General features: G+C 32.1%; 10 protein-coding genes and 2 pseudogenes. 7 read left to right on the forward strand and 5 right to left on the reverse strand.

Going from position 1 to position 16,710, the window contains the following annotated elements:
• Positions 1–85: 85 nt before the first annotated feature.
• The 4 genes from DK405_RS11360 (at position 86) to DK405_RS11375 (ending at position 10,730) form a co-directional block, all read left to right on the forward strand.
• A complete protein-coding gene (locus tag DK405_RS11360; protein ID WP_045912795.1) occupies positions 86–646 on the forward strand; it encodes a hypothetical protein in 561 nt (186 codons plus the stop codon).
• Positions 624–7,283 carry a calcium-binding protein gene (locus DK405_RS11365; RefSeq protein ID WP_045912796.1) on the forward strand — a complete coding sequence of 2,220 codons (6,660 nt, stop codon included), beginning with the start codon at positions 624–626 and terminating at the stop codon, positions 7,281–7,283. The genes DK405_RS11360 and DK405_RS11365 overlap by 23 nt, the downstream gene beginning before the upstream one ends.
• Positions 7,284–7,631: 348 nt before the next feature.
• Complete coding sequence (locus tag DK405_RS11370; protein ID WP_064612554.1) at positions 7,632–8,507, forward strand: IS982 family transposase; 876 nt, start codon at positions 7,632–7,634, stop codon at positions 8,505–8,507.
• Positions 8,508–8,672: 165 nt separating this feature from the next.
• On the forward strand, positions 8,673–10,730 hold the full coding sequence (locus DK405_RS11375; protein WP_064612552.1) for a toprim domain-containing protein: 2,058 nt from the start codon (positions 8,673–8,675) through the stop codon (positions 10,728–10,730).
• A 990-nt stretch (positions 10,731–11,720) separates the two neighbouring features.
• Here DK405_RS11375 and DK405_RS15920 read toward each other — a convergent pair.
• The 4 genes from DK405_RS15920 to DK405_RS12925 all read right to left on the reverse strand — a co-directional run bounded on the left by DK405_RS15920 (position 11,721) and on the right by DK405_RS12925 (position 13,834).
• Positions 11,721–12,053 carry a thymidylate synthase gene (locus tag DK405_RS15920; protein ID WP_080946480.1) on the reverse strand — a complete coding sequence of 111 codons (333 nt, stop codon included), beginning with the start codon at positions 12,051–12,053 and terminating at the stop codon, positions 11,721–11,723.
• 1,172 nt (positions 12,054–13,225) lie between these two features.
• Positions 13,226–13,516: a nucleoside triphosphate pyrophosphohydrolase gene (locus tag DK405_RS11395; protein WP_197709775.1), complete on the reverse strand. Its 291-nt coding sequence runs from the start codon at positions 13,514–13,516 to the stop codon at positions 13,226–13,228.
• Positions 13,509–13,745 carry an aminotransferase class V-fold PLP-dependent enzyme gene (locus tag DK405_RS15930; protein ID WP_162563018.1) on the reverse strand — a complete coding sequence of 79 codons (237 nt, stop codon included), beginning with the start codon at positions 13,743–13,745 and terminating at the stop codon, positions 13,509–13,511. Before DK405_RS15930 ends, DK405_RS11395 begins: the two co-directional genes overlap by 8 nt.
• Complete coding sequence (locus tag DK405_RS12925; protein WP_162562995.1) at positions 13,685–13,834, reverse strand: hypothetical protein; 150 nt, start codon at positions 13,832–13,834, stop codon at positions 13,685–13,687. The genes DK405_RS15930 and DK405_RS12925 overlap by 61 nt, the downstream gene beginning before the upstream one ends.
• Before the next feature lie 80 nt (positions 13,835–13,914).
• Here DK405_RS12925 and DK405_RS15935 point away from each other — a divergent pair.
• Positions 13,915–14,025: pseudogene (locus DK405_RS15935) on the forward strand (toprim domain-containing protein); the annotation flags it as partial.
• 51 nt (positions 14,026–14,076) lie between these two features.
• Positions 14,077–14,607 (forward strand): annotated as a pseudogene (locus DK405_RS11410) (Rpn family recombination-promoting nuclease/putative transposase); the annotation flags it as partial.
• Between the two features lie 45 nt (positions 14,608–14,652).
• Here DK405_RS11410 and DK405_RS11415 read toward each other — a convergent pair.
• On the reverse strand, positions 14,653–15,621 hold the full coding sequence (locus tag DK405_RS11415) for an IS110-like element ISOt5 family transposase (RefSeq protein WP_012460827.1): 969 nt from the start codon (positions 15,619–15,621) through the stop codon (positions 14,653–14,655).
• Between the two features lie 149 nt (positions 15,622–15,770).
• Here DK405_RS11415 and DK405_RS11420 point away from each other — a divergent pair, with 149 nt between their 5' ends.
• Positions 15,771–16,658 carry an ankyrin repeat domain-containing protein gene (locus DK405_RS11420; protein WP_064612718.1) on the forward strand — a complete coding sequence of 296 codons (888 nt, stop codon included), beginning with the start codon at positions 15,771–15,773 and terminating at the stop codon, positions 16,656–16,658.
• Positions 16,659–16,710 lie beyond the last annotated feature (52 nt).

The raw sequence follows: 16,710 nt of genomic DNA on the forward strand, positions 1-16,710 counted from the left end.
ACTAAAATAATGGGCTATGTGAAAGCGCATTATTGCTACTTTGTGTGGTAATAAACTTACAATTTATAAAGGAAGGAAGATATATATGATGTATGATTCATTAGATGTTAATATTCGGTTTTTTTATGAAGAATATTTAAAAAAAGCAAACAATGTATTAACATTTGAGATAAATGATTACGTATACGAGTCATTATTACACGATGTAATGCTTGATATACAGCAGTATCAATGGAATCAAGGACCTCTCACAATAGAGTTCAACTTTAACTATAGTAACTTTGGATATGTAGACTCATGTATTTTATGTGATGGGCTGTCTGAAGTAGAATGGTATTCAAAATCAACAATTAAATTATCATTGCGATGTCGAAGTTTAAACTTTGAGGGAGCTATGAAGGTTATAGACCTTTATAACAGACTGCCAAATATCAATTTATGGATCGATTTAGAAGGTATTAATAGTGATCGTAGGATGCTAATATCTTATATTAAACAAGTAATAGTGGCAAATGCAGAAAATGTGGAAGAAGATAAAGATATTGTAACTATCCATAATGATAGGATGACTGTACTGTGCAGTCAAGAAATAGATGATTTAATATGCGAAGGGGATACAAATCATGAGCCAAACAATCATTTTTGATACAAATAATTATATTTCACTCAAAATGCTATTTGACACTATTTGTGTTGCATATAACAAAGTACCAAGTGATGCTATGCAGACCCTTTTTAAAAATGAAGGTATTTTTGATGATAGGTCAGGAGAGGCCTATAAGACAATAAAATACGAGCATATAGCTAAATATTTTGAAAAGGCTACTACACAGGAGGATTTTGATAGCTTAGTAGACAATCTAAAGAAAGCAGCAGGGGATAGCAAATCGTTTTATCTAAGTATAAAAACTAAGGATTGCAAAGATAGAACAGTATTTCCAGTATCTATGGTGAAGGATGAACTAGACAAGCATGTATATCAGGAAAACATAAATCAAGACAAATCACATCGCTACAAAAAAATAAGTGAATATTTTGGTATTTTGGGAAATGCTAAAACTTTTTCAGAAATTATAGATCCACAAGGACCAGATCTTAGAAACAATAAGCATATTATATTACTGCTAAACTTAGCAAAAAACTCTGATATTAACATTAAAGTTATTCCACCTGTTTTTCATGAATTTGTACATCATAAATCATCAAATTTACAAGGTAATAATAACATAGAAACAGAAAACCAACCAGTGCTTTCTGCAGAAGCACAAACAATATTCAATTATGCTACTGAGCAAAACTCTCCTCAACCTAGAGAGTTATTTTTAGCAAGCATTAATGCAAAAGTAGAAGATATATTTATAGGACATGTTCAGCCTGAACATATAATAGCTTCTGAAAAAGCTACTGATGGTAAAAAACCTGATGCCAAGCAACCTGATTACTTACCAATACAAAAATTCTTAGAACGAGTTTACAACGCTGAAGTTCGTGGCTATCAAGATACTAAGTTTTTCTATTATAGAAAATATCTACACCATATTGTAGATTATATTTACGATCATTTAACTTCACAAGAAGTAAGTGAGAACTTTCAGAGGTTAAAAAATATATGTAGTAAATATTCTCATCTGTATGATAATATAGATTCTCAAATTATAGTTGCCCTAGATGCTATCAAAGGCAAAGGTGCAGGCAACATTAAAGGCACAAAAAGTAGTAAAAATTATTATGCTGCATTATCTAAAACTTGGTCTGGTATTTTTCATAGCATAAATGATGGACAAGGTGATATGCAAAATGCTAATACAATGTACAATGATCCAAAATTTAAATCAGATAGAGAACACATATTGGAGGTTATTGCATATACATTATTTCAAAGAGGCCAAGAGTTTAATTTTTACGATTTAATGATTAATGCTTATGCTAAAGTGCATGATGCTTTTTTCACAACTGCTAATACTAAAATGGTATCTCAACTGCATGACGGTGCTTTTAAAATGTATTTTGATGATGTAAAAATATTATTTACACAGTTGGATTATAGTTATAGTAAAGAAACCTTTTCTAACGGAAGAGATAATAGTTTTAGAGCAGCAGCAAAAGAATTAGAAGTAAAGTTTCCTGGCTTCCTGAAAGATAAAACTATAAAACATTTGCGAAGTGTATTTGAAGACTCTGAATTAGCCAAATTTTTTTCTCAAGATAGTTTAGATACATATAAAGAGAAGTTAAATGAATATATTAAAACCTTACAAAGCTATTATAGTGCTGATGTAAACCACAGAATTAATTTTAATACAAAAACGTGGAAATCATTAGTAACTCACTGGGAATCAATAGATGATACATTGCATGCTATGTCTTTTTTGTTAAAACCTAATTATAAATCATATCTTAAAATAAATGCTGTGGCTACATCAACTCGTGCACGTGAGTTAAGTAAGCTACAGCACCAAAAACAAGAATCTGTTGAGCAATATAAAAGAGTACTAGGTATATTAGATGCTAATGCTATAGGAGGAATAAATAATAATATATTCATACGCAAAAGCGAAAAAAGCATCACATACGAAGTACTATCCAATAGACAAGAACAATTTGCACAGATATTACACGAATACATAGATAAGAATAGTTATTCAATTGAGACACTTAGCTTAGAACTAGCAGCTGTAATAACCCCAGGAAAAGTAGGCACAAGTAGCGGGCTATGTCTCACTGATTCTAAAGTTAGGAATAAGAGAGGAGTAGATAGTAAGTGCGTAATAAGCTGGAACGATGTTGATAAGTTTAATACAAATGAAGAAATTTCAGAGAAACGGAACTATTATAAAATTAAGATTGATACTGAAAAATTTAATAAGCTATTATCTGAGAATACTAACTTAGATCTAGAGCCTCAATTATTAGATTTAGCAAAAGGTATACTAGCAGAAGATAGTGATAGAATAGTTGGTCATGAAAAATACTTATTTAGCAAGATTGTAGAAAATGATGGTTATGCAAGCTGGCGTAATAATAAGTTCTTAGAAGAGATGAATAATATTGCCAAGAGCCCTTCTTCAGGCTTTAGTACTACACTGCAGAATAGATTAGCCAATGCTGGATCACGTATTCTACTAATAAGAGGAATACATGGGACTATTGTTTCATGTCAGCAAGCACTCAACGGAGGCGGATCAGAGCAAAACCTAGGCTGCTCATTAAGCCTTGGCGAGATAAGTTCGTCATTTTTAATACCACGTGGTGAAGATGCATTAATAAAAAAATTTCCTAAATTTCCAAAAACAATTAGGCTTGGAGGAGCTGTATTAGGCGGAGTATTTGATATTATAACCATAGTCCTATCAACAATTAAGTTAATTGAATGTGCTAAAGTAGCAAATACTGATTATACATGTAGTGATAAGGAGATAAGAGATAGCATCGCTGCTATTACATTTGCTGGAGTATCATTTGCTTCTGGTATTATTTTAGTAGCTCTTTCAGCCGGTGGCCCAATTGGTATTGGAGTAAGTATAATTATAATGGTAGCTAGTATAATATATAGTGGCATCAGTACCATTATAGAATGGGAACAAAAGTATGATACTACACATTTAGAAAATTTACAGCTGTTCATAAGCAACGCGTTTATGTTAAGCACATCGAAAGATCTTGATGAGCTTGTGCTTAGAACAAATTCAGTAAATTCTATAGTTAAGTCAGCATGGGATGCACTAAACTCTTTTCCGAATAATACAGCTGCTTATGCTACTGGGCTTGGATACATTGATATCTATACTGAGGTTGTACTAAAATGTCCAAAACAACTAAAAAAATGTGAAACATGTACTTCCGAGAAGCCTACTTCGGGTCTGAATAAGATTCTATCTATGAGATTTACTAAAAGATGCTATATTGCAGAAGCTACAGCTAGAATTGAACTTAATTTTAGCCCTAGTGTTCATATATCTCGTGTTTTGCCAGATGAAATAGCAGGAGCTACATTTAGCTGTTTACCAAAAGTTACTAATAGTCCTTATGAATACAAACTCTCGAACAGTAACTTAGCATCTTCATATCCAAATGTTAGACACTATTGTGATAATGCAGTAGTTATTGAGCATGATAGCAGGAAATTACAAGCTGATCAAACAAAGTTTATTGTTTTTGATTTTAGCTATATATACTATGGTTATGTTAAAGGTAGCAATGAGCTAAATAACATTTTTTTCATTCGTACAGGTAATCCCATAGTACAAGGTGGCCACGCTGTTACTAATCACTTTATGTTTTTGGATGATAAGTTTAAAGGTAGAATATATTTTGGTAACTACATAAACATAATAGATGCAAGTAATATAAAGTCTCAAGTTGTAGAATTTAAAGTTGATTATGTGAACTGCATAATCGGATTAGCAGGTACTATAGGAGATACTGTTAACTTAATGCAAGAAACATTAAATGATGAGGAGATTAGAGATACTCCATATATAGGCAATCTAAATATTCAATATATAGGTAGAGTTAATAAAGCAGATCATGTTGATTGTGATACTGTTGATGCATCTATTAGGGCAAGGAAAATAGGGGACAGTATATATAAGGACAAAGAGATACTTAATTCTGATAGTATGCATATAGACAGTAATGGAGGTAATGGAGAAAAAGGATTTGATGTTATAAAAAACTGCAAAAAGTTAACGATAGGACCATATACAAAGGTAGAAGGTGATAGCGGTTATTACACTATTTTTGTTAAGTCAATGCAAAACGAGTATGCAAATCAGGAGATGAAATCAACAATAGGAGTACGTGGTACAGGTAATATTGTGTTCCTAGATATTGCTTTATTACAAGCTGAGATTAAATACTTGCCAACTAATACTATATCTATAAGTATATCATTGACTCAAGGTGGTATATTCACACTTGAGATAAACAACTATTTCAATCAAGCAAAAAAAACTCCAAATTTTAATCTAATTGATAAGTATGGTAGTGTTGTAATTCCTAAAGTTGATTTTACACCTATGAGCATTAGCAAAGGTAGTAGCGTTTTTATTGACAAGTTTGAATTACATCTAAATTCTAAAGAAGTAAAAAGTTTGACAAATCAAGATGTAGTTACGTATTACAACAAAGTATCTAAAAGTACAAGCGATCTTAAAGTGTTTGGCACAGCCAAGTCTGACCTAACAGTCTTTAATTTTGGTTCTGCTAGTAAAGATATTATTGTTTTAGATCGAACAAGTATGATTGTTAAAGGTGGAGAAGAATCAGATATATACTTTCTACATAAAGATTTTTCTAGGCAAAAAAGCATTGTACAGATTGATAATTTTGCTACAGATAAAATTTTAGACATATTACAACTATCTAGTATAGAGAATATTTTAATAACTAATTCAGAAAGTAATGATTTGAAAATATCTTCTATAACAACTAGCATGGGCAATGAGTTCGAAATTATTGTTCTGAACTGGCAGAAGAACAATTTCCATAAACATCTTATCTTAATAGATCAACAAAATGACTATTATGTACCATGTAAATCTGTATGCTCCAACCAAGGTTTAGCTCAGTTTTATATGGCTAATAGTAACAAGAAAGATTTTGAAGTAAGGAAGGATGAGTCAGCTGTAGTTTTTACTGAAAGTAGGAATGTTAAACTTTATCAAATAAAGGATTCACTTATTCTATCTATAGGGAATGAAGGAAGTAATGAGCTTATATTAACTGTAAAGAATTTTTATTTAGATAGTACTAAGTGGAAAGGTTTAAAAATATATTTCTATAAGGATGGTGATATTGATTATACTTATTCAATTAATGTATTTGCTGAAAGCGAAAAAATAAGAAGCTACAGCGAAGACAGCTATGATGCCATTGTAAGTGAGCACACTATTATTATGCACGTGGATTCTGTACCAACAGTATCTAAGATAGAACATGATCGTGATAAGGGAAAAGTAGGTGTTTTAGTACTAAAAAATATAACTCCAAATCATATACTTGCAACACAAGAGGAGCAAAATTTGGTATTAACTCATACTACTAGCAAAAGCAAAGTTATAATAGAGAAATATTTTACTAATATAAAGTATAAGATTGATGTAATTGAGTTTAGTGATACCGAGGAGCCGATAAGAATATATTTATGTGACCTTACTATTAAAGGAATAAAGTTAGCAATGGATGCTGCTAAAGAATTATACTCATATGGAATGATGGGTTGGACAAAATATCGAGAAGACATTATAAAATGTATTGTGTCACTCCATAGCTTTCAGATAGAGAAAACAACGATCAATTATGAAACATTGGGATTTGTATCAGAGCATGATCAAATACTTTTTACTAGTGCATGCGTTAAAGATAATAGTTTTCCATCACACTTAGACATAAAGTTTTATCTAAACGCATACAAATCTGTCTTATCATATCGGATCACATTAAAGAACTATCTTCATACTAAAACTACACAGCATAATGATGCAATAACATCTCTCAACGCAGATGATATTATTAGTACAGCACAATACTTAGGTATTAAACATAAAGATTTTGCCGGATTACCACGGTCACGTTCTAAAAGGTCAGATACTTCGTTTGAAACTATAGATAGCTATGAAAGTGATATAGCTGATAATGAGAGTGATGAATATGATGAGCAGCAGGATCAATTAGAGCAGGTATCTAGTAGTGCTAGCAAAACTGAATCATTTATAGGTACGTGGATAGAAAATAGTATTAATACAGTTACTCACTATCTTAAAGAATTAGTTCAATTGTTTGGAAGTAGTGCTAGTAAATTGAATTATGATGACACTATGAGTATGGTAAGTAAAGGATTATCCTATGATTTTGTTGATAATGATAGTACTGATAATACAAATACTAGCGTTTCTACTGCTCCATGGTTTGGGAGTAGTGCTAGTAAATTGAATTATGATAATACTATGACTATGGCAAGTAAAGGATTGTCCTATGATTTTGTTGATAATGATGGTACTGATAATACAAATATTAGCATTTCTGCTACAGATTTCAATTCTAATCTATTATTCATACAGTATTTAGGATTACAACTTGGCCTTTTTAGCAAAAATGATACTGTTAGCCATCACTACTTATCTGAAGAACAAAAACGAGAAAAAGAAATTATAGATGCACTGGAGAAATCTTATAAACTTTATAACGATGATGATTATCAGTCAGAAAATTCAGAAAATGATATAGAAGAAGATTCCTTTGTTGAAGAAGAAGTAAATTATGAGCATGATTTATATTGGTAATGAGATTCTGTACGATGTGAGGTGATAGTTCGTATTTAAGATATAGCCAGTATAAAACAGTTATGCTATATACTTTTCGAAAATAGTGTCTAAGTCACAGTGATATTTCACTCTTCTTGTTTTAGCTTGAAACTATTTTTTCAATAGGATTTAAATCATGAGAATAAGGAGGTAAATACTCTAATATAGCTTAAATTGTTAAGGTAGTTACACTTTGTGAAATGAAAAAAACAGCATTAAAAACGCCAGAATAGGATAAGGGAAATATGAAAGGTAGTGAATAAAAGGTATACAAAGAGAGAATGTTGAGTTATAAAGAAAATTTAAATAAAAATGAAATAACCCAACATGAAAAAATGTATTGTAACAGTATACTATTTAATAGATAATTTTTGCAAGATATATCAAGAGTGGAAAAGAAAGAAATTAATACCAAGTAGTAATCAAAGGAACAGAGATGGAAAGTTGTCCTTAGCTGAGTTATTAACAATAACGATATATTTTTATTTATCTCCATGCAAGGATTTTAAAAATTATTATCTATATTACTTGCGTTATAAGTATAAAGAATACTTTTGTTTACCAAGCTATAGTAGGATAATACAACTATTACCTAGAATGTTGCTACCATTAGCCGTATTAATGCATTATCTGAAAGGAGATGAGACTGGTATATATTATATCGATTCTACAAAGTTAGCAATTTGTCATAATAAACGTACTTCCAGCAATAGAGTTTTTAACAGATTTTCTAAAATTGGCAAGAGTAGTTATAGCTGGTTCTTAGGCTTTAAGCTTCATCTTATAATCAATAACAAAGGCGAAATAATGTCAGTTAAAATTACTAAAGGCAATAAAAGCGACCTATCTATAGCTTCAGTTATTTCTGAAGGCCTATCTGGTAAATTGTTTGGTGATAAAGCTTACATATCTAAAGAGTTATTTCATCAACTCTTCTCCAATGGTCTACGTTTATTTACTAATCTTCGTAAAGATATGAAAACATATTTATTAGACATAGATGATAAGTGCTTATTAAATAAACGTTCTTTAATTGAGTCTGTCTTTAATGTACTAAAAAAACACATGCATTTAGAGCATACTAGACACCGTTCTCCTCTTAATTTCTTTGTTCATATAATTGCTTCTCTTACTAGTTATTCTATCTCCAAACTTAATCCTTATCTTATCTCCTCTTCTTTTTCTTCTAACTCCTTATCCTAATCTGGCGTTAAGAGAATACTGAAAGCGTTTGAACTTTTGCAAGCTCTACATTTAACAGGAAAACTATTCCAATAATCACCTAGCAATAAAATTATAATTCAAACCGTAAAAATAGCAAATATTTATACCGCAAAACAATTTAGTGACGCGAAGGTGAGGTTTTATATGACTGACAAAATCAATGATTCAAATAATTTCAATAACATTCATAATTCAAAAACAGATATAGAAAATTCTAAAGCTAACAGCTTGAACCACAATGTAGCTGTAAAGCTGACAAATGGTGATATTGCTGATGGCATAGTGCTACTTAGCGATCATAATAGCTTGAGGGCTGATAATACTCTAAAAGAATCAATAAACCAATTAATCAATGATTGGAAAAATAGTAAATTTGAGCTGCAGGATCGTTTGATAATTGCTGGCCATAAAGAAGCTGAAAATATTAATCAAAACATCAGAAACTACATGAAGGAAAATGGTGATCTAAAAGGTCCAGAATACAGCATTTTAATTTCAGGAGCCGAATCAAAAAAATATGCTAACTACATGGCTGGAGACCGAATTGTATTTCAAACAAACGATAAGGATTTACAAATACAAAACAGTGAATTTGCAACTCTAGTATCAATTGATGAAAATAAGTTTGTAGCTAAGACAGATACAGGAAACGAGGTAAGCTTTGATTTAAATAAAATAAGCTTTAAACATGGATATGCTACAACAGTTTGTAACCCACAAACAGCTGTCAAAAAAGATGTATATGTTCTTCATAATAATGGTGTAGGAATAGAAAGTTCTAACATAAGCATGATAGGGAATGCAGAGCAAGTACGGCTGTACTACAATGTGCAAGCTACAAAAAATGTTGCTAACCTAATAGAGCAGCTTAGCACAGCTAAGACAGACTTTATCAATTCAAAAGAGGAGAATAATGATGTTCAAGCAAATGAAGTAAGGCAATATCAATCTGCTCAAAACTATAGAAAAAACGATTATTATTCAAATAGCGAGGAAGAACTACAAAAATTGAGGGATGCAATAGCTTATAGAGCTGAAACTATAGCTTGTGAGCTTCTTGGAGATCCAAATAAGCGCCTATCTACATACGGAAAAATACGTTGGGGAGACACTGGCAAAATACAAGTAACCACCGAGGGCAAGTACGCTGGAAAATGGTATGACTTTAGTACAGGACAAAAGGGTGATTTATTATCCCTGGCTCAAAGAGAAAGAGGATACAGCTTTTTTGAGGCAAAGGAATATTTGAAAAGTATGGTTGGAATGTCTAATATTAGTCAACGGTATCAGAGACCGCCTAAGACTGACGATTCTCAACAATACACTCAACAATCTGAAAGTGTTAAAATCGCAAAAGTTCAAAACTTGTATGAACGATCAAGCAGAATACATGGTTATGAGATAGATACGAGCCCAAGCGCAGAAGTTGAAATAGTAAAAAAGTATCTTGAAAATCGTGGTATTACTTTTGACAAAAGCACTGCAAGTTCAGACTTAAAAGCCAGTATACTGCTTGATACTCAAACGAGAGAAAATTATCCAGCATTTACAGCATTTGCAAGAAATTCAAAAGGGGAAATTACAGGAGTACAGGCTGTATATCTAAATTTGGCAGGAGATAAGGCGAATATTTCAATTAACAGAAGATCTTTCGGTAAAATCAGCGGATCGTTCATAACAATCGCAAAGCGAAATGCGAATGACCCTAATATAACAATTATAGCAGAAGGCGCTGAAACAGCATTGAGCTTGCAGCAATCAGGCATTAAAGGTAATATCATTGCTAGTGCAGGAATTGCGAATTTGAGAAATTATTCACCATTTCCTGGTGAAAAAATCATCATTGCAGCAGATAATGATAGCAAAAATCCTATAACTAATAATACTGTAATTAAAGCTGCAAAAACGTTAGAAATGAAGGGAGCGATAACTTGTATAGTCAAACCACCAGAAAATGGTGATTTTAATAATCTGTTGCAAAGTTGTGGAGACCAGTCAATTAGAGACATTATAGAACCTGAAATTACTAAACTTACTAAAGCAGTTGAAGCAACCAAACTTACGCAAACAGAAAATAATAGTATAGAAAAACAAAATGATATTACGAATGTTAAAGAATTGTATAATAAATCATCATCTCTATACTACTCTAAACAAAAAGAGGAAGCTAAGGTGGAAGCGATAGTAGGTGCGTCAAGATAAAGAGGAAGCTAAGGTGGAAGCGATAGTAGGTGCGTCAAGATAAGGTGAATTAATCTTACTGGTGAAAGTCCAGTTATGGAAGGAGAAGCTAGATCCACCATATAGCGAGTCTTGTGCTGCTGAAGGTAACGACAGTAGTAAAGCGTAGACAGTGAAACATTCGAGCCGAAACCAAATGGTGAACGTGATATCCCCGAAAGGCTTATATAGTGGAAGCCGATATGTTCTACTACATAGTAGGCAAAAGAAGATTGGAGGTCAAACTAGTGAAAATCCAAAAATTTTCAACCACCGGGGTCATAGGCGTCAGCGAGTTTGTAAAGATTAATGACACAACTTGAGAAGTCCTTATAACTCTTACGTAATTAAGTAAGTATTCAAAGTACAAGTGGTGAAACATAAGGCTTTGGAGATGGTGTAAGGATGGCTGAGTTAACCATAGTAGTGATGAAACCTAGTAACACCAGATTAGGATAAGGAAAAACATCAAAGGTATACTACAAAAGGCCTGCAAGAGATAATGTACAATTATGATTATGTGATATATTAAATATAGTTTTATAATTCATAGCAATTTATTTATTGCTCTCATATCTGCAAACACAATTTTAGAATAAGAAACAGTTAGAAAGAGATAATATACAAGTGTTACAAGTCAAATGTTCAGGTTATTAAGTATAGTATTATGAACTAATACTTATAGAAATATGAGAAATAAATAAACTGTTATTAATTGAAATTATATTTAAATATATCGCATAATTTAATTGTACATTATCTCTCATAGACCTTTTACATTATGCCTTTTATGCTTTTTCTTATCCTAAACTAGCGTTCTGACTGTTTTTTATTCTAAAATTGCGCTTGCAGATATGTGAGCAATAAATTAACTGTTATTAATTAAAACTATATTTAATATCTCACATAATCATAATTGTACATTATCTCTTGTAGACCCTTTTCATTATGCTTTTCATACTTTCTCTTATCCTAAACTGACGTTATTACGTAAAATTGCAAACCAAGTGTGCATGGAAAGTCCAAAATATCGCTGGTTTTATGGTTGATTTGGGAAATATTAACAAGAGCCTGTCGAGTATCCAAGTCTTCACGAAAGCACGATACCACCCAGTCATATTGAGTTTGGTTGTTGGCCTCAGGTAATTGAATATGGAAAACATAGTGGCCATAGTTTGAGTTTATCTTACCATTTTTATCAGCAATCTTCTCCCAAAACTTAGAAGCATTAGACAGTCCATCATGAACTTTGAGGCTTCCTTTGAAAAAAGCTAATAGCTCCCTACACAGATAGCGATGGAATATGGTCGTCTTAACGTAAAAACTCTATCCAAGGGGTTTGTTAGGGTGTAACTAACATTGTATGCCTGTAGGCAATGTTTTGATTTGGCCGAAACACGTACACCATTATTCAAAATATTTGCTATACCTTGGACAACTAAATCGTTCATATTACTACAAACAATATCTGTTTGTTTTAAAATATTTTTTAGGTTTGAGTTCATAATTTTATCCTAATTATCCAAAAACATTTCATAAAGGGGGTTATTTACTGGTAATACATACAGCAAACTGCAAAACCTATAACAAGACAAAATACTGACACCAATTCTGCAGGGAGTAGTTTCTCGCCCAAAAACAGAGAAGCTGACAACATGCAAAACACAGGAGTTGCATTGAGAATAGTCCAAGATTGACTGGTGTTCTCGGATGTGATCGCAAAAAAAAAGCTATCTGAGACAAATAAGCAAAGCCTGCTCTTACAACAAGTTGAACCTTAAGACCCCTACCTAGGCTATTTTTGGTCTTAAATAGGAGTAAAGACCACCCACCAACTGTAACCCATCTCCAGAATAATATTGCTGCCACGTACGCACAAAACTGTATGACACTGTTTGGGCGATCCTTAGATGCAAAACTTCCAAAAAGTGCCTGTAAGCCAATCGTAGAAATAATGCAAAAAACTGATACAAAACAGATGTTCCGAAATTTTATTCCGGAGTAAACAAAAGGTATATAGAAAAAAATAGATATAAATAATTCCCAATGTATTGTTTGAGTGGAATGTGAAGCAATTAGTATGAATGGGATGATCAGATCTACAAGTTTTTGGACAACAACAACGTACTTAAGGTTCATATTTTTCAGTCCAAGAGATATACTCCAAGATGCACAGGCAAGTATAACCCCTTGAGCGATGATCACCAATGAGAGTAGATACTCAAGCATGCTCTGCCTTTGCCCTAGTACTAAAATAAACAAGATAGAGAATAAAAAAGGATACGTAGAATTCGTCTGCATAATTTCAGAGAAGAGCTTAGGATTCTTATTCAGAATTTTACGGTCAAAGACCTGTAAACCAACCCTTAATATTACGGCCACAACCGCACTTAAAACACTTGTCATATCTAGAAGTCAAATTTCTGTTGAGTTTGGACACACACTGACATTTTTTTACTCTACTTATTTATAATAAACTAATTGTCTGTTGACTCTATGAATAGCCTTTGCTCGAAGGATCCTCGTTCAGAATTTTTTTTACGCCTCACCTCATCAAGTTTTTTAACATCATGGCCAATGGCTTTTGCTAATGCATAGATAACTTCAACGATATCTGCCAATTCCTCAAGGTTTGCTTCGGTAAGAAACTCATCGACTTCCTCAACCAACTTTTTTTTAAGCTCTAAATAATACTCTGTCTCATCAAGCACACGCACATTACAACGCCGTCCAGTGTTCTCAATGATTTTAGGAATTTGATCACGCACTAACTTTTGCACATTCACCTCTGTTAATAATATCTTTGGTAGCCTTAATAAAATGTTCAATGTCCTTTTTTGTTGTATAGTTCCCCATGCTTACGCGAAGTGTACCTGTAGGCAAGGTTCCAATAGTTTCATGGAGCCAAGGGGCGCAATGAATCCCAGAGCTTAAAACTACACCCCATTTTTTAAATAAATATAAGCTAGTTCTGATGGTAAAGATCCAACCACACAAAATGAAATAATTGGAATTTTCTTATTTATATCCTTTGTGCCATATATTTTTATGCCTTCAATTTTCTCTAACTCATTCTGAGTAAACATTAATATATCCTTGTATGATGAAAATAAGTGCTATTGCTATAATCTTTTATTTTATAGCAATAGCACTTATTTTCATCATACAAGGATTATATGCTGTTAGAAATATTATCAGCCCTGAAATAAGAAAACTTAATGAAAAAATTGAATCAATACAAACTAATATACAACCAGGATTATGTCCGAAACACTAGGCAGAGTATGACACAGCATTTTTTATTAAAAAAACTATAGAGTGAAAAAATATGACAAAACAATTAAAGCATGATTCATTGGCAAAGACAATCATGAGTGATCCAGTGGCTGAACAAGAATTTCTAGAGTATTATTTACCAACGGATTTCAAGAGTTTAATAGATTTATCACAAATAAAAGTAGAGCAAGAGAGTTATATAGAAGAATCGTTAAAGAAAAAATACAGTGATATCGTCTATAAAGTTGCAACCAAAAAACATGGCAATGCTTTTATTTATATATTAATTGAAGCTCAATCAACCGTCGATTATTGGACAGCTCTGCGGTTATGGAGATACACATTGTTATTGTGCGAAAGGCATAAGAAAGAAAAAACTAAATTACCATTAGTGTATAATTTAGTGATCTACAACGGCAAAGAAGTCTACAATGCACCTAGGAATTTGTGGGATTTATTTACAGATTCAATGATAGCTAAGCAATTAATGACCTCCGACTATCAATTAGTCGATTTGCAAAGTATGTCGAATGATGAAATTGTTAGGAAAAAGCATATAGATACCGTGATAAGAATCAAGAAAAGAAATAATAATTTTATAAAAAAGATGTAAGTTTTTATAAGATTATTATTTCTGATTGATTAAAACATTAGGATTAAAAGGAGAATTATGCTTTAAAACACCATAAATGATATGTAATAACTTACGCATAGCGGCAATAAGGATAAGCATTTTGGGTTTGCCAGTATCAGACAAACGTTGAGAAAATTGCTTGATAATACAATTATGTCTTAAGGCAGACATAGCAGGCATATAAAAAGACTTACGTAGATCTGAATTACCAGTTCTAGAGATTCTACTAGCACCCCGCACGGAACTGCCAGATTGACGATGCTTAGGATTAAGACCTACAAAAGCTACAACTTGTTTAGCAGAACTAAATTTCTCAATATCTGCTAAAAAAGCAAGAACTACAGCCTGTGTTTTTGCTCCTATGCCTGGTATTGACTCAAGTAACATAGCCTTATTATGAAGATCTTTGTTATTTTTAATATGGTCATTGATTAGTTGTTCAATTTCTTTAATTTGTGTTTCAAGAAATTCAATATGCATTTGAATATTATTAGCAATTGCTTTAGAAGCTCCTTCTAATCTATTTGTTTCTTGTGTTTTATGCTTAATTAAAACATTCAGGCGATTAACTAGCTGCTGTAGTTCTTGAATATAAAGAGGCTGTGGATACCATGCTTCCGGTTTCATTGCTTTGCAAAAATCTGCTATTAATACACTGTCTGCTTTATCTGTTTTTGTACGACTAAGTTTACTCATTGCAAAACCTTTAATACGGGCAGGATTTACTACGCTTACTTTATAACCATAATCGTACAGATATTTAGCTAAATTTTTCCAGTAGATACCTGTTGCTTCCATACAAACATGTCCAGTTCCTCTGCTTTTTAACCATGTTACTAATTTGTTAAACCCTTCAGAATTATTATTAAATTTTCTTGTTTGAACTTTATTATTAATTAACACAGCTGCATCAAATGTCTCTTTAGAAACGTCAATTCCTACAATTATACTATTCATAATCACCAAATTTTATGTTAAATATCTCAAAACCAACCTTGTAAATACAGGCTTTTTGCCTAAGAATACCGTCCGGTTTTTAATTAAAAAAGCTAGTTACTTATCTATAGAACAGGCTATTAGCCTTAGGAACGCTACTGTATACTAGCTTTCTTTTGTGCTATTGCTATAATCTTTTATTTTATTGCAATTTCACTTATTTTTATCATACAAGGAATGCTAATATTCATATAAAAGATAAGAGCGGGAAATTTCCAATACATTTAGCTGCTGGAAATGGCTTCAAAGATGTAGTACAGTTTTTGTTAGATTTAGATATATATACATATCCTAATATGATAAATTCACAAGATAATGATGGTCAAACTCTTTTACATTTAATTGCTAAGTATAGCTTTGAAAAATTTCCTACTAATCTTCTTAGTACTGTTCTTTCTTACGAGCGTGATTTAGATGATTATGACAAGCGATTTATAGATACAGCAGATATGCTGTTGAATAGAGGAGTAGATACAAACATACAAAATAATGATGGTCAAACTGCTTTACATTTGGCTATTTTATATCATCCTAAAGATTTACATGTAAGATATGAAGAATACCTAAGAAAGAATAGTAATGTAGCTATTTCATATCGCTCAACAGAGTTAATAAAGAGTTTGTCAAGTAATAATGTTAATTTTAATTTGAAAAATAAAGACGGTTATACAGTTTTAGATTTAGCTTTAGCTATTGAACATGATCAGCATAAAATCGCAGAGCACTTGCAAGAGAAAAGGCTATTATGGAGGGAAGGGCAAATAAAGGTCGCAAATAACTCGCTGGTAATAATAGCGGAAAATAAGGAGCAGATATTAAAATTAAAACCCGATTCAGCAAAAACCGATGCTGATAAATTTTTGGAAAAGTGGCGTGAGTTACCTATCAACATAACTGAGCAGATATTAGACACATTGGATGATGATGATTTTGGAGCATTTCAACAGCTTAACGAAGAACGTAAAGTACCGTTGGGAGAGGACAGTATTCATGAAATGATTTAAGATTTGACGACATCTATTTTTAGTTGCTTTGTTTTGATTTGTTATGTTCTTA

It is taken from the genome of Orientia tsutsugamushi, assembly GCF_900327275.1.
In the GTDB taxonomy this organism is placed as follows: Bacteria; Pseudomonadota; Alphaproteobacteria; order Rickettsiales; family Rickettsiaceae; genus Orientia; species Orientia tsutsugamushi.